Source organism: Patulibacter defluvii, from assembly GCF_034096925.1.
Taxonomy (GTDB): domain Bacteria; phylum Actinomycetota; class Thermoleophilia; order Solirubrobacterales; family Solirubrobacteraceae; genus Patulibacter; species Patulibacter defluvii.
In genome coordinates, this window is record NZ_JAWZSQ010000008.1 from 170,563 (window position 1) to 189,443 (window position 18,881).

The 18,881-nt window shown below is 76.7% G+C and carries 18 protein-coding genes and 1 riboswitch; of the genes, 6 read left to right on the plus strand and 12 right to left on the minus strand.

Translation table 11 applies throughout. The features are described from left to right. Positions 1 to 25: 25 nt before the first annotated feature. Positions 26 to 409: a MarR family winged helix-turn-helix transcriptional regulator gene (locus SH587_RS10940; RefSeq protein WP_320670645.1), complete on the minus strand. Its 384-nt coding sequence runs from the start codon at positions 407 to 409 to the stop codon at positions 26 to 28. Positions 410 to 498: 89 nt separating this feature from the next. Here SH587_RS10940 and SH587_RS10945 point away from each other — a divergent pair, with 89 nt between their 5' ends. Continuing rightward, positions 499 to 2,028, plus strand: a complete 1,530-nt coding sequence (locus tag SH587_RS10945; protein ID WP_320670646.1) for an MFS transporter — start codon at positions 499 to 501, stop codon at positions 2,026 to 2,028. A 250-nt stretch (positions 2,029 to 2,278) separates the two neighbouring features. On the opposite strand, the gene SH587_RS10950 is transcribed toward SH587_RS10945, so the two are convergent. After that, complete coding sequence (locus tag SH587_RS10950; RefSeq protein WP_320670647.1) at positions 2,279 to 2,638, minus strand: cupredoxin domain-containing protein; 360 nt, start codon at positions 2,636 to 2,638, stop codon at positions 2,279 to 2,281. 84 nt (positions 2,639 to 2,722) lie between these two features. Continuing rightward, a complete protein-coding gene (locus tag SH587_RS10955; RefSeq protein ID WP_320670648.1) occupies positions 2,723 to 3,982 on the minus strand; it encodes an MFS transporter in 1,260 nt (419 codons plus the stop codon). 36 nt (positions 3,983 to 4,018) lie between these two features. On the opposite strand from SH587_RS10955, the gene SH587_RS10960 reads away from it, so the two are divergent. Continuing rightward, on the plus strand, positions 4,019 to 4,681 hold the full coding sequence (locus SH587_RS10960; RefSeq protein ID WP_320670649.1) for a GntR family transcriptional regulator: 663 nt from the start codon (positions 4,019 to 4,021) through the stop codon (positions 4,679 to 4,681). A gap of 7 nt (positions 4,682 to 4,688) precedes the next feature. On the opposite strand, the gene SH587_RS10965 is transcribed toward SH587_RS10960, so the two are convergent. The 6 genes from SH587_RS10965 to cobA all read right to left on the minus strand — a co-directional run bounded on the left by SH587_RS10965 (position 4,689) and on the right by cobA (position 10,683). Further along, positions 4,689 to 6,086 (minus strand): cobyrinic acid a,c-diamide synthase CobB, encoded by a 1,398-nt coding sequence (locus SH587_RS10965; RefSeq protein WP_320670650.1) that lies wholly within the window; start codon positions 6,084 to 6,086, stop codon positions 4,689 to 4,691. Beyond that, positions 6,083 to 7,195, minus strand: coding sequence for an AAA family ATPase (locus SH587_RS10970; protein ID WP_320670651.1), 1,113 nt, complete (start codon positions 7,193 to 7,195; stop codon positions 6,083 to 6,085). Before SH587_RS10970 ends, SH587_RS10965 begins: the two co-directional genes overlap by 4 nt. Positions 7,196 to 7,286: 91 nt before the next feature. Beyond that, positions 7,287 to 8,357: an alkaline phosphatase family protein gene (locus SH587_RS10975; RefSeq protein WP_320670652.1), complete on the minus strand. Its 1,071-nt coding sequence runs from the start codon at positions 8,355 to 8,357 to the stop codon at positions 7,287 to 7,289. A 10-nt stretch (positions 8,358 to 8,367) separates the two neighbouring features. Next, a complete protein-coding gene (cobO, locus tag SH587_RS10980; protein WP_375341755.1) occupies positions 8,368 to 8,961 on the minus strand; it encodes a cob(I)yrinic acid a,c-diamide adenosyltransferase in 594 nt (197 codons plus the stop codon). A gap of 92 nt (positions 8,962 to 9,053) precedes the next feature. Then, a complete protein-coding gene (locus tag SH587_RS10985) occupies positions 9,054 to 9,899 on the minus strand; it encodes an energy-coupling factor ABC transporter permease (RefSeq protein ID WP_320670654.1) in 846 nt (281 codons plus the stop codon). Next, on the minus strand, positions 9,886 to 10,683 hold the full coding sequence (cobA, locus tag SH587_RS10990; protein WP_320670655.1) for a uroporphyrinogen-III C-methyltransferase: 798 nt from the start codon (positions 10,681 to 10,683) through the stop codon (positions 9,886 to 9,888). The genes SH587_RS10985 and cobA overlap by 14 nt, the downstream gene beginning before the upstream one ends. A 95-nt stretch (positions 10,684 to 10,778) precedes the next feature. Further along, positions 10,779 to 10,873, minus strand: a riboswitch (adenosylcobalamin (AdoCbl) riboswitch). A 172-nt stretch (positions 10,874 to 11,045) separates the two neighbouring features. On the opposite strand from cobA, the gene SH587_RS10995 reads away from it, so the two are divergent. Beyond that, a complete protein-coding gene (locus SH587_RS10995; RefSeq protein WP_320670656.1) occupies positions 11,046 to 12,572 on the plus strand; it encodes a hypothetical protein in 1,527 nt (508 codons plus the stop codon). Positions 12,573 to 12,620: 48 nt separating this feature from the next. Next, the gene (cobJ, locus tag SH587_RS11000) at positions 12,621 to 13,364 is read left to right on the plus strand and encodes a precorrin-3B C(17)-methyltransferase (protein ID WP_320670657.1); all 744 of its coding nucleotides are present in this window, start codon (positions 12,621 to 12,623) and stop codon (positions 13,362 to 13,364) included. Between the two features lie 172 nt (positions 13,365 to 13,536). Here cobJ and SH587_RS11005 read toward each other — a convergent pair whose 3' ends face one another. After that, complete coding sequence (locus SH587_RS11005; RefSeq protein ID WP_320670658.1) at positions 13,537 to 14,616, minus strand: radical SAM protein; 1,080 nt, start codon at positions 14,614 to 14,616, stop codon at positions 13,537 to 13,539. Positions 14,617 to 14,711: 95 nt separating this feature from the next. On the opposite strand from SH587_RS11005, the gene SH587_RS11010 reads away from it, so the two are divergent. Next, positions 14,712 to 15,230 carry a hypothetical protein gene (locus tag SH587_RS11010; protein ID WP_320670659.1) on the plus strand — a complete coding sequence of 173 codons (519 nt, stop codon included), beginning with the start codon at positions 14,712 to 14,714 and terminating at the stop codon, positions 15,228 to 15,230. 46 nt (positions 15,231 to 15,276) lie between these two features. Here the strand turns inward: SH587_RS11010 and SH587_RS11015 are convergent, their stop codons facing one another. Further along, complete coding sequence (locus SH587_RS11015) at positions 15,277 to 17,061, minus strand: energy-coupling factor ABC transporter ATP-binding protein, CbiO family (RefSeq protein ID WP_320670660.1); 1,785 nt, start codon at positions 17,059 to 17,061, stop codon at positions 15,277 to 15,279. 60 nt (positions 17,062 to 17,121) lie between these two features. Between SH587_RS11015 and SH587_RS11020 the strand changes: the two genes are divergently transcribed. Further along, entirely contained in the window at positions 17,122 to 18,108 is a 987-nt protein-coding gene (locus tag SH587_RS11020; protein WP_320670661.1) for a TIGR03557 family F420-dependent LLM class oxidoreductase, read from the plus strand. Here the strand turns inward: SH587_RS11020 and cbiQ are convergent. Next, complete coding sequence (gene cbiQ, locus SH587_RS11025; protein WP_320670662.1) at positions 18,105 to 18,881, minus strand: cobalt ECF transporter T component CbiQ; 777 nt, start codon at positions 18,879 to 18,881, stop codon at positions 18,105 to 18,107. The genes SH587_RS11020 and cbiQ overlap by 4 nt on opposite strands.

Consider the following 18,881-nt stretch of genomic DNA (forward strand, 5'->3'; position numbering starts at 1 on the left):
CTGGACGTTCGTTCGAGCGGCGGCGTCAGGCCGTGGTCGGCGTGGGGGCCAGGTGCTCGTCGAGGACCCGCCGCTGGGTCGGGCGCGCCTCGTCGTAGCGGGCGCGGCCGGCGTCGCTGATGCAGGCGTAGACGCCGCGGCGGTCGGCGGCGCACATCGTGCGGCAGAGCAGGCCGTCGTTCTCCAGCCGGGCGACGACGCGGGTGGTCGCGCTCTGGCTGAGGTGGATCGCCGAGGCCAGCTCCTGGATCCGCAGCTTCTCCGGCGCCTCGACCAGCCGCTCCAGGACCTCGAACTCGCTGACCGAGAGGCCGTGGCGATCGCCGAGCTCGCGGTCGAGCGCGCAGGTGGTGGCCGCGTGCTGCGCCAGCAGCCGCCGCCAGGCGTCGACGGTCGGATCGTCGGTCATCGCGCCGCGATGATACCAGATTCCGCCGCAGTAAATGCGTTAACAAAATATGCGCACCAAGCTTATGCGTCTGCATATACTTCGCCGTCATGTCCCACAGTCCCGTCCCCACGCCAGGGGGTGGTGCCGCCGCGGCCGGCGGCACCACCCGCTCCTCTTCCTCCTCCGACCAGGCCGACGGCCTGATCACCTCCGACCGCTGGAGCGCCCGCACCTGGGGCGCGCTCTTCGTCCTCTGCGGCGCGCTCTTCCTCGACGGCCTCGACGTCTCGATGGTCGGGATGGCGCTGCCGTCGATCGGCGGCGACCTGCACCTCTCGGCCGGCACCCTCCAGTGGGTCGTCTCCGGCTACGTGCTCGGCTACGGCGGCCTGCTGCTGCTGGGCGGCCGCGCCGCCGACCTGCTCGGCCGGCGCAAGGTCTTCCTGGCCGCGCTCTGGATCTTCGCCGGCGCCTCGCTGCTCGGGGCGGTCGTCGACGACGGCACGCTGCTGATCGCGACCCGCTTCATCAAGGGCATCGCGGCCGCCTTCACCGCCCCGGCCGGCCTCTCGATCATCACCACCACCTTCGCCGAGGGCCCGGCCCGCAACCGCGCGCTCTCGATCTACACCGCCACCGGCGCCAGCGGCTTCTCGCTCGGCCTGGTCTTCGGCGGCCTCCTGACCGAGGTCGGCTGGCGCTTCACCTTCCTCGTCCCCGGCCCGCTGGCCGTGCTGGTGGCGCTGGCCGCGGCCCGCTTCATCGCCAAGGACCGTCCCGCCGAGGACGCCCACGGCCACTACGACCTGGCCGGCGCGGCGACGGTCACCGGCTCGATGCTGGTGCTCGTCTACACGGTGGTCGAGGCGCCGATGCGCGGCTGGGGCGATCCGCTGACGGTGGGCGGCTTCGCGCTCGCCGTCGCGCTGCTGGCCGCCTTCGTGGCGATCGAGCAGCGGACGGCGCACCCGCTGGTGCGGCTCGGCGTGCTGCGCTCGAAGCACATCACCCACGCCAACGTGACCGCCTTCACCGTCTTCGGCGGCTACGTCGGGTTCCAGTTCATCGGCACGCTCTACCTGCAGGACGCGATGGGCTGGTCGCCACTGGAGACCGCGCTCGGGTTCCTGCCCGGCGGCCTGCTGGTGGCCTTCGGCGCGCCGCGGGCGGGGGCGCTGATCGACCGGATCGGCACCCCGAGGGTGATCCTGATCGGCATGACGGCGTTCGTCGTCGGCTACGCGCTCTTCCTGCGCGCCGGCAGCAACCCGTCGTTCCTCTCGCTGATGCTGCCGACGATGCTGCTGGTCGGCGTCGGCTTCGCGCTCTGCTTCCCCTCCTTCAACGTCCAGGCGACGAGCGGGATCGAGGACCACGAGCAGGGCCTGGCGTCGGGGCTGGTCAACACCAGCATGCAGATCGGCGGCGCCGTCGTGCTGGCGCTGGTGACCGCGGTCGTCAGCTCCCGCGGCGGCGGCGAGGGCACGACCGGCGGCGGCGTCCTCGACGCCCTCCACCCGGCCACGCTGCTGGTCACCGGGGTCGCCGCGATCGGCGTCCTGCTGACGCTGCTGGTGCTGCTGCCGCGGCTCGGCGGCCGCCGGGTCGGGGCCTCCTCGGCCGTCGGCGCCGACTGAGCCTGGATCCACCGGTGGTCGGTTGAGCCTCGGCGTGGAGGACCAAGACGGTGGTCAGGCCACAGGTGATGACGGTCGGTGACCATCAGATCCTGTGGCGTGGCCACCGTCGCCGGTCATCCGCGGCGAGGCGACCCGAGAATCGGTGGATCCAGGCTGAGGGGCGGGGCCGGCCGGTCTCCCGGTCGCGCCGATCCGCCGCACCCGCGAGGGGCGGCGGGGCGCGACCGGGAGACCGGCCGGCCCAGGCTCAGACCCCCCGGAAGCTGCCGCGCATCATCGAGGCGTGCGGATCGCAGACGTAGCGGTACGTGCCCTTGCGGATCTTCAGCCGGAAGCTGATGGTGCCGGTGCCGCCGACGCTGGTGCGGCGGTTGACGCCCGGGCCGGAGAGGTGGAAGTTGTGCATCGACGAGCGGTCGCGGAGCACGAAGCGGTAGGTCGCCCCGGCCTTCAGCGTCCGCACGGTCGTGCTGCCGCGCTTGAGCGTGATCGTGAACCCGGGGCCGACGGTGCCGGTGACGGTCGGGGTGGCGGCGCCGGCGGTGGCCGGCAGGGCCAGCAGCGCGAGCGCGGCGCCGAGGGCGACGGTGTTGCGGGTGCGGGACACGGGGGACTCCTTGGGTCGGTGGCGGGCCGGGAGCGGCCGTCGCAGGGGTAGGACGCCGACCGGCCGCCGATCCTTCCCGGCGGGTCAGTCGGCGGCGATCGGCGTTCGCGCGCCGGCCGCCGCCGGTCGCCGCCGCCAGGCCATCCGGGCGCAGCCGAGCGTCCCGATCGCGGCCACCACCAGCACCGGGACCATCGCGTGCTGGACCGCGACCGGCGATCCGGCCGCGCCGATCAGCGGCCCGATCGCCAGCGCCCCCAGCGGCGCCGCCAGGAAGCCGCCGCAGTTGACCAGCGCGCCGGTCGCGCCGGCCGCCACCGGCGGGGCGTCGCGACGGGCGATCTCGAACGCCATCATCGCGCCGCCGCCGGCGATCCCGGTCAGCGCCAGCGCGGCCAGCAGCACCCCGCGGGGGACGGTCCCGCCGGGCCAGGCCAGCAGCACCGTCCAGGCGACGGTCGGCAGCGCGGGCAGCGCCACCGACAGCCACCGCTGGCGGCCCTCGTGGTGGCCGGCCAGCAGGCCCAGCGTCGGGCCGGCGGCGGCGAAGCCGAGCACCATCGCCAGCAGGAAGGTCGAGGCGGTGCCGCGGGTCATCCCCTGGCTCTCGACCATGTAGGGGACGCCCCAGACCGCGCCGACGATCGCGAACGGCGCCATCGCCCCGACGTGCAGGAACCAGCCGTGGCGGGTGGCCGGGCGCCGTGCCGCCTCGACCAGCGTGCGGACGATCGGCAGGTGGTCGTGGCGCTCGGGGGCGGGCACGCCGGGCGGGCGGTCGCGGAGCAGCATCAGCGGCACCAGCACCAGCAGCGCGGTCGCGGCGCCGCCGAGCAGGAAGGTCGCGGTCCAGCCCAGGTGCTCCAGCCCCAGGTGCAGCGGGGCGGTCGCCAGCAGCTGCCCGAGCGCGCCGACGAAGCCGGTCAGGGCGGCCAGCAGGCCCTGCATCCGGCCGGGGAACCAGGCGTGGGCGATCCGCAGCACGTTGAGGAAGGTCAGCGCGTCGCCGACCCCGACCAGCGCCCGCCCCGCGAGCCCGGCCGGGAGCCCGTCGGCGACGGCGAACAGCGCCTCGCCGGCGGCCATCAGCAGCAGCCCGACGGCGAGCGTCCGGCGCGGGCCGAAGCGGTCGGCGGCGAGCCCGGCCGGGACCTGCATCGCCAGGTAGACGAGCAGCTGCAGCGCGGCCAGGTAGGCCAGCGCCGAGGCCCCGACGTCGAGCCGGTCGGCCGCCTCGAGCCCGGCCACGCCGAGCGCCATCCGGTGGAAGATCGCGACGAAGTAGGCGCTCGCGGCGAGCCCCCAGATCGTCCACCCCCGGCGCAGGCACCGGTCGTCGAACACGGCTTGCATCTATGTTGGATCTATAGCATGGACGGCGTGTCGCCCGAGCCCCCCGCCTCCCGCCGCGCCTACGAGCTGGTCAAGGCCCGCTGGCTCGACGGCAGCCTCCGCGACCACGAGCTGCTGAGCGAGGGCGCGGTCGCGAGCGAGCTGGGGATCAGCCGCACGCCGGTCCGCGAGGCGTTCCTCCAGCTCCAGGCCGAGGGCCTGCTGGAGCTGTACCCGAAGCGCGGGGCGCTGGTGGTGCCGATCTCCGACCGCGACGCCCGCGAGCTGTTCGAGGCCCGGCGGCTGATCGAGCAGCACGGGCTCGACCGGCTGCTGGCGGCGCCGCCGGCCGAGCGCGAGGCACGGCTGGCGCCGCTGCTGGCCGAGCTCGACGAGCTGGTCGCCGAGCAGCGCCGTCACCTGGCCGCGGGCGAGGTCGGGGCCTACGTCGACGCCGACCGCCGGCTCCACCGGGCGTGGGTCGCGGCGGCCGGCAACCGGGTCCTGCTCCAGGTCTACGACCAGCTCCGCGACCGCCAGCAGCGGCTGACCGCGAGCTTCGTCACCAGCCGCCGGCGCGACCCGGGACGGCTGGTCGACGAGCACGAGGCGATCGTCGCGGCCCTCCGCGCGGGCGACCGCGCCGCCACTGCCGAGCGGCTCGAGCGCCACCTCGAGGGCACGATCGCCGTCGCGCTCGGCCAGGTCTGAGCGACCGCTAGCCGCCTGCCGCCCGCACCAGCCGCACCGCCGCCTGCGGAGTCGCCGCCCAGTGGGTGTGCAGGTAGCTGGCGTGGAGGCCCGGGCGGGCGACGCCCTCGTCGCGCTCGCGGCCGCGGGCCCGCAGCGTCCAGGCCGGCGGGTCCGAGGCCTCGGGGGTGCTGGTCGAGTAGTGGAACTCGTGGCCGCGGACCGCCTCGCCGGCGCGCCAGAGCGGCGAGTCGGCGCCGGCGGTCGCCTCGCGGTAGCCGAGGGTCAGGCGGGTGCCGAGCCGGCCGACGCCGTCGAGCACCCCGCACATCGCGTGGCCGTCCAGCTCGCGGCCCAGGTAGAGCAGGCCGCCGCACTCGGCGACCACGGGCCGCCCGGCCGCGGCGTGGGCGGCGACCGCGGCCCGCAGCGGCGCGTTCTCGGCCAGCGCGGCGCCGTGCTCCTCGGGGAAGCCGCCGCCCAGGTAGAGCCCGTCGCAGCCCTCCGGCAGCGCCGGGTCGTGGAGCGGGTCGAGCGGCACCAGCTCGGCGCCGGCGGCCTCCAGCAGCTCCAGGTTCTCGCTGTAGCGGAAGCTGAACGCGGCCCCGGCGGCGACGGCGATCCGCGGCCGGCGGGCCGGCGGGTCGGGGACCGCGGCCAGGCCGTCGGTGCCGCGGGCGGCGGCGGCGACCGCGGCGACCGGATCCCACGGCGCGACCCCCAGCGGCGGCGCCTCGCGGGCCAGCCGCAGCAGCGCGTCGAGGTCGAGCTGCTCGGCGATCCGGTCGGCCAGCACCGCCAGCGTCTCGCGGGCGCGGGCGTCGCGCTCGGCGACCGGCACCAGGCCCAGGTGGCGGGAGGGCGCGACCAGCCGCTCGTCCCGCACCAGCGCCCCGAGCACCGGCACGCCGATCGGCTCCAGCGCCTCGCGCAGCAGGTCGGCGTGGGCCTCCGAGCCGACCCGGTTGAGGATCACCCCGGCGACGTTCACCGCCAGGTCGTAGTTGCGGTAGCCGAGCACCAGCGCGGCGACCGAGCGGGCCATCGCGGCGGCGTCGACCACCAGCACCACCGGGCTGCGGGTGAGCTTGGCGACGTGGGCGGTCGAGGCCAGCTCGCCGCGGCCCGAGGCGCCGTCGAAGAGCCCCATCACGCCCTCGACGATCGCCAGCTCGGCCGGCGCCCCGTGGCCGACCGCGTGGGCCAGCAGCGGCGCGATCAGGTCGGGACCGGAGAGGAACGCGTCGAGGTTGCGGGCCGGCCGGCCGGTGGCGAGCGCGTGGTACCCGGGGTCGATGAAGTCGGGCCCGACCTTCGCCCCCTGGACGGTCAGCCCGCGGGCGCGGAAGGCCGCCATCAGCCCGCTGGCGATCGTCGTCTTGCCGGCGCCGGAGGTGGTGCCGGCGATCACCAGCCGTGCGGTCATGGGGACACCTCGTTGCGGCGCCGGAGCCAGATCTCCAGCAGCGGGTCGATGATCGTGGAATCGCCGGCCTCGACCTGGCGGCCGTCGCGCGTCAGCCGGCGGAGGGCGTCGGCGAGGGTCGAGCGCGGCAGCCGCGAGCGGTCGGCGACGGCGTGCCCGGTCGGCGGCAGGCCGTCGGCGAGGGCGACCAGCACCGCCCGCTCCGGCTGGTCGAGCTGGTCCCAGACGGTGGCGTGGGCGTCGGCCGTGTCGTGGAGGGCCAGGTCGAGGGCGCGGGCGGCCAGCGACTCGTCGGCCGTCGCGCCGCCGTCGAGCAGCTCGAAGAGGTGGTGGGCCAGCAGCATCGTCCGCTGCGGATGGCCGGCGCCGAGGGCGACCACGTCGGCGACCGCCTCGCCGCCGTCGAGCCCGTGGCGGCGGAGGGTGGCCTCGACGTCGCGGGCGGTCTCGTCGGCTGGCAGCCGGCCGATCGCGATCGGCCGCGCCTGGCCGTAGAACGGGCGCTCGCGGTCCTCGAACAGGGCCCGCATCATCGTCGGCGCGGACCCGGCGAAGAGGTAGCTGACCTGGTCGCCGTGGTGCTGGATCACCGATCGCAGCAGGCCGTCGAGGTCGCGGTCGGCGGTCATCACGTCCTGGAACTCGTCGAGCGCGACGACGGTCCGCCCGCCGTCGGCGAGCGTCGCCGGCAGGTCGAGGATCTCGGCCAGCAGGAACCGCGCCTGCTCCTCGCCGGGCGGCTCGGTGCGGGCCGGGCTGAGGGTGACGGCGATCCCGGCGGCGCCGATCGTGACGCCCAGCCGGCGGGCGATCCGGGCCAGCGCGCCGCGGGCCGGTCCGCCGAACGGCTGGTAGGCCCGGACCAGCCGCACGCAGACGTCGGTCACGGTGCTGACCCGCGAGAGGTCGACCCGGGCGACCCGGTGGCCGGTGGCGGCCATCCGCGCCAGGTGGGCGTCGATCACGCTCGTCTTGCCGAACCGCCGCGGCCCGGCCAGGCGGACGCTGACGCCGGAGGCGACGGCCCGCGCGAGCTGGTCGAGCTCCTCGCGCCGGTCGATCAGGGCGTCCGGCGCGACCGGCCCCACGAACCGGAACGGGTTGGTCACCGGCCCATCGTAGTCCGTACGGGATTCCCGGACAACTCCGTACGGAAATCCCGTACAGACTCGTCCGGTCTTCCCGGACCGACCCGCTCGCTCACGGCGCCCACGGCGACCCGACCGCGGCCAGCCCGGCGACGCCGCGCTCGGTCACCCGTTCGGGGCCGCGGCGGCCGATCGCGGGCCCCCAGACGACCGCCGGGACCGGCGCCGCGGTGTGGCGGCCGCTGTCCGGGTCGGTGCCGTGGTCGGGGCAGACGGCCAGCGTCGCGCCGAGGTCGAGGGCGACCCCGGCCAGCGGGGCCAGCAGGTCGCGGTCGAGCTGCTGCAGCACCCGCGCCTTCGCCCGCCGGTCGCGGGCGTGCGACGCCTCGTCGGGCCCGCCGACGTGGACCACCACCATCGGCGTCCCGGCCCGCAGCAGCGCGACCGCGGCGCGGGCCTTGGCCGGCAGGTCGCTGGCCGCGTCGCCGGTGGCGCCGCTCGGGTGGACGGTCGCCGCGCCCAGCAGCCGCGCGATCCCGGCGGCGGTGCTGCGGGCGGCGCAGACGACCGTCGTCTCCCGCTCGTCGAGCAGCGGCGGCGGCAGCGCGCCGTCGGCCCACAGCTGCAGCCGCGGCGGGTCGTCCGGGTCCTCGACCCCGGCGACGCCGGCCGCCGCCCCGACCCGCACCAGGTCGCGCAGCAGCGCCGGCCCGCCGAGCAGCGGCTCGGTGTGGGCGAAGACGACGATCCGGTGGCCGCTCAGCCGCTGGACGTGCAGCGCCTCCTCGCCGCCGGCCCCCCGCAGCAGCGTCGCCGCCGCGTCGCCCAGCTCGGGCCAGGGCCGGCCGTCGGCGTGGCGGACGTCGACCCGGTGGACGACCGCCCCGTCCGGCTCGCGGAGGCCGTGGGCGGCGGCGTCGATCCGCCCGCGCGAGAGCGGCCGCGGACGGCCGTGGGCGTCGCGCTCCGGGGTCCAGCCGAGCAGGGTCGGGATCCCGGTCTCGCTGCCGGGGTGCAGGCCCTCGGGCGTGACCGCCACCGGCCGCACCGCCCCGCGGCGGGCGATCGCGTCGAGCGCCGGCGTCGCGGTCCGCTCGAGCGTCGTCGGTCCCGCGGTCGCCCCGTCGTCGCCTGGGGGCGTCTCCGCCAGGCCGTCCGGGATCACCAGCACCCGCTGGCTCATGCCCGCCCGCTCACCACTCGATGCCCTGCTGCGCGCGGATCCCCTGCGCGATCGGGTGCTTCACGTTCTGGACCTCGCTGACCAGGTCGGCCAGCTCGATCAGCTTCGGGTCGGCGTTGCGGCCGGTGACGATCACGTGCTGGAAGCCGGGCCGGTCGCGGATCGTGGCGACCACCTCGTCGACGTCGATCCAGCCCCAGTTGATCGGGTAGGTGATCTCCTCCAGCAGCAGGAACTCGTAGCGGGCCGCGGCGATCCGCCGCTTGACCTCCGCCCAGCCCTCCTTGGCGATCTCCTCCGACTCGGACATGTCGCGCTGGATCCAGGTCCAGCCCTTGCCCATCGTCTCCCAGTCGATCGTGCCGCCCTCGCCCGAGGCGGAGAGGACCTCGGCGGCCTTGCGCTCGCCGACCTTCCACTTGCCGCCCTTGACGAACTGGAAGACGCCGCAGCGGTAGCCGCGCGCCCACGAGCGCTGGAGCATCCCGAAGCTGGCCGTCGACTTGCCCTTGCCGGGACCGGTGATGACCGCCACCAGCGGCACGTCGCGGCGCTTGCGGCGGACCTGCTCCTCGCTGCCGCGGTCCTCGGGACGGTGCGGCAGGTCGGCGCCGGCGTGGCGGGCGGCGGCCTCCTGCCCGGGCGGCCGCGAGGGGTCGGCGGCGGTGGCGCCGTCGTCGGCGGGGGGCGTGTCGCTCACGCGGATCCTTCTTCCGGTCGGGAGGTGAGGGCGGGGACGTCGGCGGTCGAGCGCTGCGGCTCGCAGCCGGGCGGCGGGGGCGGTGCCGCCGGGCGCGCGCGCTCCGGCTCGCTGCCGGCGGGCGGCGGCACGCTCGCCGCCGCGCGCGGGGTCGGCCGCGGACGGCGCTGCGGTCGCCGCAGCTCGGGCGGGGCGATCAGCACCAGGTCAGGCCGCCGCGCCAGCAGCGCGGCGACGACCCCGGCGGTGATCACCGCCTCGATCACGGCCACCACCGCGTAGGTGCCGATCGTCGTCCCCGCCAGCGCGCCGAGGTCGATCGGGGTCTTGTGCCCGAGCGCGTACTCGGCCACGAAGAGGACGCTGGCCAGCACCACGTTGACGAACGCCGCGGCCCCGCAGGCGAGCGCCAGCCCGCCCGGCGATCCGCGGCCGCGGACCGACGCCACCGCCCGCTGGATCGCGCGCAGGATCGGCCAGCCGACGAAGGCCGGCACCAGCGCGCCGTTGACGATGTTCAGGCCGAGGGTGGTGATCCCGCCGTCGCCCTGGACCAGCGCCTGGACGATCGTGACGACGCTGATCGTCAGCGCCCCCAGCCACGGTCCGAGCAGCGCGACGGCGAGCGTGCCGCCGAGCAGGTGGCCCTGGGTGCCGACGCCGATCGGCACGAACGGCGAGTCGCCGACCAGGAAGAAGGCGCCGGCCAGCCCGGCCAGCGGCAGCCGGCCGTCCTCGCCGGTGACGTCGGCCTTGCGGACGCAGAAGGCCAGGCCGGCGACGGCGACCGCGGTCCCGACGCCGGTCACCTGGCCGGTCAGGAAGCCCTCAGGGATGTGCACGGGGCCTCCCGTCGGCGGGCGCGATCGGGGCCTCGGCGCCGGTCTCGGCGACCGTCTCGGCGCGGCCGTCGGCGAACCAGGCGAGGTCGATCTCGGCGACGTCGCCGATCACGAAGGTGACCGGCGGGTCGAGCCGCGGCGGCAGCGCGGCGAGCGTGCCGCGGACGGTCCGCTGGTGGCCGGCACGGCCGGCGGCGCTGATCGCCGCCACCGGCGTGCTGGCGGGCAGGCCGCCGTCGATCAGCCAGCCGGCGATCCGCCGCATCCGCGAGCGGCCGGTCAGCACGACGATCGTCCCGCCGAGCGCGGCGAGCGCGGCCCAGTCGACCTCGCCCGGGTACTCGGGATCGCTGTTGCCGGCCAGGATCGTGACCACCCGCGAGCGCTGGCGGACGTGGACCGGGATCCCGGCGAAGGCGGGGGCGGCGAGGCCGGCGCTGATCCCGGGCACGATCGTGAACGGCACCCCGGCCCGCTGCAGGGCCAGCGCCTCCTCGCCGCCGCGGGCGGCCACGAACGGGTCGCCGCTCTTCAGCCGCACCACCTCGCGGCCGCTGCGCCCCAGCTCGACCAGCAGCTGGCCGACCTGCTCCTGCGGCAGCGCCGGCTGGCCGGGGGCCTTGCCGACGAGGATCCGCTCGGCCGCGGGCGGCGCCAAGGCGACGACCGGGTCGGTCGAGGGGCGGTCGCTGACGACCACCTCGGCGCGCCGCAGCAGCTCGGCGGCGCGGACGGTCAGCAGGTCGGGGTCGCCGGGGCCGGCGCCGACCAGGTGGACGGTCACGTCCCGCTCCGCGAGCGGGGTGGGAGGGAGGCCGCGCGGCCGGCGGCGGTCGGGAATCGGTGCTCCATCGGGATGTCGCGTCCCTCGTTCGGCGGCCGTGGCGGTGTCGTTCCTGACTTCGGCCGCGGAGCGGGCCGTCACAGTGGCGCGACCGTGCCGGACTTGCACCGGCTTCCGCGCACCACCACGGAGGTCGAAACCGTAGCGGACGGTCGTCGCCGGCGGTGATCGGTCGCCGTCGGCACGGCCGTCTCGATCGTTCGGCCAGCTGCGCACGCTGTCCACTGCCGGGCTTAGAACGTTCGTCCAGAGGCGGTGGACGGTCGTCCAGTCCCACGCGCGCGTGGTCGACCCCGTGGAGGATGGATCGACGTGCCCGCAAGGACTTCGCGGTGGCGGCCGCGGTGGGCGCCACCCTCGCGGTGGGCACGTTGACCGTGGGCGTGGCCTTCGGCCCCGCGTCGGGCCCTGGCGTCCGCGACCTGGTCGGCGACGCCGAGTCGCGCGCGCTGCCGGTGGCCCGCGCCGTCGCGGCCGGCTCCGGCACGGATCGCAACGGCCCGCGCGCCAGCGCCGGCGGCTCCGGCGGCGTCGTCGACGGGCCGGCGGCCGGCGGGCGCGCGAGCGGCGGGCTCGGCCTCGGCCTGGGGCTGGGCGGCAGCGCGGGGCCGGGCAGCGGCAGCGGCTCCGGTGGCGGTCGACCCGGCGGCCGCGGGGGCGAAGGCGACGGTGGTCGCGGCGGGCGCGATTCCGGCTCCGGCTTCGCGGGCGGCGGCGCCGGCGGCGTCGATCCCTCGACCGGGACGCCCTCCTCGCCGAGCCCGTCGACGCCGACCCCGGGCACCCCGGAGGAGCCGGCGACCTCGCGCGTGCGGCTGCGGGTGCTCGGCGTGACGCTGGCGGGCGCGGACGGTGCGACCACCCTCGAGCCGGGCAGCGAGGTCCGGCTGCGGCTGGCCGCCTCGCCCGAGGCGATCGCCCCGACCCCGACCCCGACCGCCACCGTTCCGCGGCTGAGCACGGCGGTGCCGCCGCAGCTCGACCTGCGGTTGAAGCTGGACGCCGACGCGGTCGCCGAGCTGAAGCGCCACGCGCGCCAGGTCGACGGGCCGCTGGCGCTGCTGGCGCGGGTCGACCTCGTCGACGACGCGCCGGTCGGCGTCGCGCCGCCGCGGGTGCGGGTGCGGCTGCAGCTGGCCGCGCAGCCCAAGGGCAGCGACGCCGTCACCACCGACGACTCGGGCGCCGGCGACGGCGTCAGCAACGTCGTCGAGGTGCGGGCCCCGATCGCGGTCCGCGCGCCGGGCAAGCCGAGCCAGGGCGACGGGCCGAGCGCGCCGTCGACGGCCGACGGGGCGGCGGTCGAGGTCCGGCTGCCGCTGCCGAGCACGCCGGGCACGCCGACCGACGGCGGCACCAGCGTCGATCTGCCGCTGCCCGAGGGCGCGACGCCCGGGGGCGAGGGCGACGATCCGACCGCGCGCGGCAACGCGGGCGTCGGCGTCCAGGTCCACGTCCCGACGGCCGACGAGCCGCTGGGCGGCACGCCGGTCGACGGCAGCGGCCCGACGACGCCCGGCGGCAGCGCGGAGTCGGGGAGCGGCCGCCCGGGCGCGGGCACGGACGACGGCAGCGTCGGGGCCGGCGCGGGCGGTTCCGGCGAGACCCCGACCACCGGCGGCACCGACGCGGCCGCGGGCGGCGGAGGCGGCACCGGCGGTGGCGGCGTGGCCGGTGGCGTCGTGGGCGGCGGTGGCGTGGCCGGTGGCGTCGCGGGCTCGGGCGGGGTGGCGGCCGGCGGCGGCGCAGGCTCGGGTGCGGGCACCGGCGGCGGGGCGACCGCGACCACGACCCCGACCCCGGCGACCAGCGGCGCCGCGACCCCCTGAGCGGCATCGGCCGGCCGCCGTCGGCCGCCCGTTCGTAGAGTTCCGGCGATGTCGGGAGTGCTCTGGATCGTCGGCCTCGGCCCGGGAGGCGCGGCCACCCGCACCGGCCGCGCGGCCGAGGCGGTGGCGGCGGCCGAGGTGATCGTCGGCTACGGGCCGTACGTCGACCAGTGCGCCGACCTGTTGCGTCCCGAGCAGGAGCAGCGGCGCGGCACGATGGGCGGCGAGCGCGAGCGGGCCGAGGAGGCGCTGGCGCTGGCGGCCGAGGGCCGACGGGTGGCGTTGGTGTCGTCGGGCGACGCCGGGATCTTCGGGATGGCGGGCCTGGCCCTGCGGGCGGCGGCCGCGCTGCCGGACGATCGGCGGCCCGAGGTCGAGGTCGTCCCCGGCGTGACGGCGGCGGTGGCGACGGCGGCCCGGCTCGGCGCGCCGCTGGGCGACTTCGCGACGGTCTCGCTCTCCGACGTCCTGATCCCGTGGGAGCGGGTCGAGGCGCGGATCGCCGCGCTGGCCGCGACCGACCTGGCGCTGGCGATCTACAACCCCCGCTCGCGGACGCGGACCTGGCAGCTGGACCGGGCGCGCGAGCTGCTGCTGGAGCACCGCGACGGCGGCGATCCGGTGGCGCTGGCCACCGACGTCGGCCGCGACGAGGAGCGGCTCGAGGTCGCCACCCTGGCCGGCTTCGACGCCGAGCGGGTGGCGATGCGGACGCTGGTGCTGGTGGCCGCGCCCGGCACCGAGCGGGTCGGTCCGTGGCTGGTCGCCTCGCGCCACCCGCGGGCCGACTGAGCCTGGATCCACCGGTGGTCGGTTGAGCCTCGGCGTGGAGGACCAAGACGGTGGTCGGGCCACAGGTGATGACGGTCGGTGACCATCAGATCCTGTGGCGCGGCCACCGTCGCCGGTCATCCGCGCCGAGGCGACCCGAGAATCGGTGGATCCAGGCTAAGGGCCGGCCGGATCAGAAGAGCGACTGCTGGACGTCGCGGCGGCGGCTTCCCGGTCGCCGCGGTCCGCCGTCGGGCCGCGAGCCGCCGCGCGGACGGGCGGCGGTGCCGCCGAAGCGCGCGCGGGCGACGGGGGACCAGCTGCGGGGACCGGAGCGCTCGTCCTCGCTGATCGAGCGGGTCAGCCGCAGGCTCTCGGCCTTCGGCAGGTAGGGGCCGTGGCGGTAGAGCTCCTCGTAGCGGTCGACCAGGTCGGGCCGGGCGTCGCGCAGCCAGTCGAGGAAGACCTGGCGGGTGCTGCCCCGCAGGTGCAGGCCGATCCCGCGCACGGCGACGGCACCGGCGGCGCTGCAGGCGGCCAGCAGCGCCTCGATCTGGGCCGGGTCGTCGTTGATCCCGGGCATCAGCGGCGCGGCGAGCACCGCGGTCGGGATCCCGACCCGGTTCAGCTCGGCCACCGCGGCCAGCCGCGTGCGCGGGTGGGGCGTGTGCGGCTCGGTCGCCCGCCAGGCGGCCTCGTCCAGGCTCGGCACCGAGAGCGCGGCCTCGAACCCGCCGGCGTCGCGCAGCTGCAGCATCAGGTCCAGGTCGCGCAGCAGCAGCGGCGACTTCGTCAGCACCGAGGCGGGCACCCGGGCGTCGCGCAGCGCCTCCCAGATGCCGGGCATCAGCCGGTAGCGCGACTCGACCCACTGGTAGGGGTCGGTGTTGGTCCCGAGCGCGACCTCCTCCGCCGCCGCCGGCGTCCGCGCCCGCCGGGCCAGGTCGGCCCGCAGCCGCTCGGGCGCGTTGACCTTGACCACGATCTCGCGCTCGAAGTCGCGACCGGCGCCGAAGTCCAGGTACTCGTGGGTGGGGCGAGCGAAGCAGTATTTGCAGGCATGGCTGCACCCCCGATAGGGGTTGACCGTCCAGCCGAACGGCATCGCCGAGCGGCCCGGGACGCGGTTGAGGACCGACTTGGCGTGGATCTCGTAGAAGCGCATGTCGAGCGCCTCGGGAGCGTCGAAGCGCCGGACCACGGCCGGGTCGCGGAGGCCGGGAAGGGCGTGGGTCTCCTGGTGGTCGTCGAGCTTCAGGTGATCCCAGCGCATGCGAACGTATGTTCGCACGGTCGGCGGATGCCGGGGCTGGGACGTCCGTCCACGGAAGGTGCGGAGGGACCGTCCGCCGACCTACCGTGGGTTGGGTGCGCACGCTCCCGTCCGCTCACCGCGTCCGCCGGCTGCTGGCCGCCGGCGCCTGCCTGGCCGCCCTCGCGATCGGGCCGGCCGCGACCCCCGCGGCGGCCGACGACCTGAGCCTGGTCAAGAGCGTCCAGCTCCACGCCCAGCGACTGGAGCCGCGGGCCAAGACGCTCTCGACCGCCCTCGCCCGCTACGCCAAGGCCCCGACCGACCGCGCCCGTGCCGGCCGGGCCTCGCGCGCCGCCGGCGCCGTCCGCCGCGAGGTCTCCTCGTTCCGGGCCGCCCTCCGCTACGACCGCTCCAACTCGGCCGAGGGCCGGCAGCTGCGAACCGCCCTGCTCGGCGCGCTGGCGGACGTCCGCTCCGGCACCGCGACGCTGGAGTCCGGCCTCGCCCGCGTCGCGCGGAGGACGGCGAGCCTCGCCACCCTCCGCGCGCTCCAGGCCGCGCAGCGGACGCTGGAGCGCGGCCTGCGCAACGGCGAGAAGGCCGTGCGGCGGATCCTGGCCGCGGCCACCTGACCGGGGCGCGCTTGGTACCTGGGCGGTGCGAAACGCGCCCCGGTGGTCAGGCCGCCAGCGGGTTGAACCCCGCCGGCAGCTCCAGCCGGTGGGCCCGCATGAAGCCCTCGTCGGCCAGGATCTGGCGGGTCGGCCCGTCGGCCACCACCTGGCCGGCGTCGAAGACGATCGACCGCGGGCACAGCTCCAGCGCGTAGGGCAGGTCGTGGGTCACCAGGATCGTCGTCGTCGGCAGCCGCCGGATCACGTCGGCCAGCTCGCGGCGGGCCGCCGGGTCGAGGTTCGACGACGGCTCGTCGAGCACCATCAGGTCGGGCTCCATCGCCAGCACGCCCGCCACCGCCGCCCGCCGCCGCTGGCCCATCGAGAGCTGGTGCGGGGCGACCTCGCGCAGCTCCTCCAGGCCGAAGGTCCGCAGCGCCGCCGTCACCCGCTCCTCCAGCGCCTCGCCGGTCAGGCCCAGGTTGGCCGGGCCGAACGCGACGTCGCTCTCGATCGAGGGCATGAACAGCTGGTCGTCGGGATCCTGGAAGACGATCCCGACCCGCTTGCGCAGCTCGCGCGCGGTCCGCTTCGTCAGCGCGGTGCCGGCGATCTCGACCGTCCCCTGCTGCGGCTGGAGGACGCCGTTCAGGTGCAGCAGCAGCGTCGTCTTGCCCGCCCCGTTGGGGCCCAGCAGCGCCACCCGCTCCCCCTCGCGGATCGTCAGGTCGACCCCGGTCAGCGCCTCCGACCCGTCGGGGTAGGCGAAGTGCAGGTCGCGGACCGCCACCGCCACCGGCGCGTCGGCGGCCACGCCGCCCGGTCCCCCGATGGCGCCGGTCCTGACCCGCCCGCGGTCGCCCGCCCGGCCCTCGTCGGCCAGCGCCAGCGCCGGTGCCTTCTGCGGCGCGCGGGTCGCCCGCCGGTTGCGCCGCCGCCCGCCCGCGGGACCGTCGCCGTGCGGGGTCAGGCTGATCGGCAGCCCGACCTTCTCCTCGTAGCCGGGCAGCGTCACCCGGTAGACGCAGAGGTCGCAGTTCATCCGCACGTCGCCCTGGAAGCCCTCGCGGTAGCGGTCGAGCGCCACCCGCGCCAGCCGCCGGTCGGCGCCCAGGTGCGGTCCGCCGCGAACGGTCAGCTCGGGGTGCTCCTGGGCCCAGGCGGCGGCCTGCTCGTAGATCCGGTGCAGCAGCACGCCGGTGAAGAGGAAGAAGGGGACGACCGCGATCGTCGTCGCGCCCAGCCGCCGGCAGCGCTCGAGCGCGTCGGGCACCCGCGGCTCGGCGACCGAGATCCAGGCCGGCTCGACGATCGGCAGCCCGCGGCGGTCGCTCAGCAGCCGCGCCACCTTCGCCAGGTCGCCCGAGGCGTCGGGGTCGCTCGACCCGCGGCCGACCAGCACCACGCCGGCCGTCTCCGCCGGGGCGTCGCCGAGGGTGGCGGCGATCCGGTCCTCCGCCACCTCCAGCACCCGCGGCTCGATCCCCAGGTCGCGGCTCATGTGGAAGGTCACGCCGGGGTGGCGGATCCGGGCCCGGGCCAGCGTCGCCGGGCCGTCGTTCTTCAGGTGGCCGGCGGCCAGCAGCACGATCGGGACCGAGACGATCTCCGTCGCGCCGTCGGCCACCAGCCGGTCGATCGCCACGTCGGCCGAGGGCTCGGCCAGCTCGATGAAGCCGCCCGCGTGGTGCAGCTCCGGATCCAGCTCGCCGACGAAGCGGACCAGGTCCCAGAACTCCTCGACGTGGTCGGCGTCGCGCGAGCCGTGGCCGATCAGGACCAGCGACGGGCGGTCGGGGGAGGGATGGCCGGCGGTGCCGGCGCGCGCGTCTGAGCGACCGAGGGCCACCGCCGAAGGGTAGCCACCGCCGTTCGCCGGCCGCCGCGCCGGGGTAGGGGACGTCGCACCATGACCTCTCCCGAGTACTGGTTCGCCGGATCGACCGAGGAGTTCACCCCGCCCGAGCTGCTGGCTCAGGCGCGCGCCGCCGAGCAGGCCGGCTTCGACGCCTTCGGGCTCTCCGACCACTGGGCGCCGTGGTTCCCCGACGGCGAGGGCGCGAGCGCCTGGATGACCCTCGCGGCGGTCGGCCAGGCGACCAGCCTGCCGCTCGCCACCGGCGTGACCCCGATCGTCCACCACTACCACCCGGCGGTCGTCGCCCAGGCGTTCATGGGCCTCGAGCACCTGTACCCCGGCCGCGTGACGCTCGGGGTCGGCTCCGGCGAGTCGGTCAACGAGACGCCGCTCGGCCTCGACTGGCCGCCGGTGGCCGAGCAGCAGCGCCGCTTCGCCGCCGGGCTCGAGGCGATCCGGCGGCTGTGGGACGGCGAGACGGTGACCGTCGACGGCGGCTGGTTCCGGCTCCAGGAGGCGCGCCTCTTCACCCGCGCCGAGGGGCGGCCGCGGATGATCGTCTCCGCCTTCGGCCCGCGCGCCGCCCGGATCGCCGCCGAGCACGGCGACGGCCTGTGGACGCTCGGCGACCCCGAGCAGGCCCCGGCGGTGATCGAGGCCTACCGCGCCGCCTGCGCCGAGCAGGGGCGGCCGGCCGGTCCGATCGTGCTCCAGACCGGGATCGCCTGGGCGGCCGACCGGGCGGCGGCGATCGGTGGCGCGCGGCGCTGGAAGCCGACCCAGCTGCCGGAGCTGTACACCGACGACATCGCCGACCAGGAGGCGATGCAGCGGTTGGCCGACGAGCGGATGACCGACGAGCAGTTCGCCCGCGAGGGGTTCGTCGTCAGCGAGGACCCGGACGAGCACGTCGAGCGGATCCGCGAGATCGCCGCGCTCGGCGCCGACGCCGTCTCGCTGCAGCTGATCGGCCGCGCCGACCCGGCCGGCACGATCCGGCTCTACCGCGAGCGGGTGCTGCCGGCGTTGCGCGACTAGCCGACGACGATCCGGGCCGCGACGGTGATCGACGCGGCCAGCGCGGCGACCACCAGCGTCCCCAGCCACTCGACCCGGGTGGCGGGGACGGTCAGCAGCCCGGGCGGCATCCCGCCGTCCCAGCCGCGGCTGACCATCGCCAGCTGGACCCGCTCGCCGCGCTCGAAGCAGCGCACCAGCAGGGTCCCGGTCGAGCGCAGGACCGCCCGCGCCTGCCAGAGGAAGCGGGGGTCGTCGCCGCGCGCGATCCGGGCGATCCGCATCCGCCCCAGCTCGGCCAGCACGACCTCGACGTAGCGGATCGTGAAGCCGGCGATCGCGGTCAGGGCCCGCGGCGCCCGCAGCCGCTCGAAGCCGGCCAGGATCGCGGCCGGCGGGGTGCAGGCGGCGACCACGGCCGTGGCCAGCAGCACCAGCGTCGCCTTCGAGACGATCGCCCAGGCGGTCCACAGCCCCTCGACCGCCATCGGGATCCCGAGCACGTGGGTCCGCTCGCCCTCGGTCACGAACGGCAGGATCAGCACGAAGAGGACGAAGGGGATCTCGATCACCAGCCGCCGGGCCAGGTCGAGCGGCGGGACGCGGGCGACGGTGGCGGCGCTCAGCACCACCAGCAAGTGCAGCGCGTAGGGCCAGACGACGTGGGTCGGGGTCAGGGCGACCGCGACCGCGAACAGCACCAGCGCCGCCACCTTGCACTGGGGCGGCAGCCGGTGCAGCGGCGTGTCGAGGCCGAGCAGCTCCTCGTTGCCTCCGTGCGCCGCGCCGCTCAT

What these genes read in the sequence shown, in the direction of transcription:
- SH587_RS10995 (WP_320670656.1), top strand. Translation starts at nt 11,046, where the DNA reads ATGGATCGACGTGCCCGCAAGGACTTCGCGGTGGCGGCCGCGGTGGGC.
- cbiQ (WP_320670662.1), bottom strand. Translation starts at nt 18,881, where the DNA reads ATGAGCGGCGCGGCGCACGGAGGCAACGAGGAGCTGCTCGGCCTCGAC.
- SH587_RS10940 (WP_320670645.1), bottom strand. Translation starts at nt 409, where the DNA reads ATGACCGACGATCCGACCGTCGACGCCTGGCGGCGGCTGCTGGCGCAG.
- cobJ (WP_320670657.1), top strand. Translation starts at nt 12,621, where the DNA reads ATGTCGGGAGTGCTCTGGATCGTCGGCCTCGGCCCGGGAGGCGCGGCC.
- SH587_RS10945 (WP_320670646.1), top strand. Translation starts at nt 499, where the DNA reads ATGTCCCACAGTCCCGTCCCCACGCCAGGGGGTGGTGCCGCCGCGGCC.
- SH587_RS10975 (WP_320670652.1), bottom strand. Translation starts at nt 8,357, where the DNA reads ATGAGCCAGCGGGTGCTGGTGATCCCGGACGGCCTGGCGGAGACGCCC.
- SH587_RS11005 (WP_320670658.1), bottom strand. Translation starts at nt 14,616, where the DNA reads ATGCGCTGGGATCACCTGAAGCTCGACGACCACCAGGAGACCCACGCC.
- SH587_RS10965 (WP_320670650.1), bottom strand. Translation starts at nt 6,086, where the DNA reads ATGACCGCACGGCTGGTGATCGCCGGCACCACCTCCGGCGCCGGCAAG.
- SH587_RS11020 (WP_320670661.1), top strand. Translation starts at nt 17,122, where the DNA reads ATGACCTCTCCCGAGTACTGGTTCGCCGGATCGACCGAGGAGTTCACC.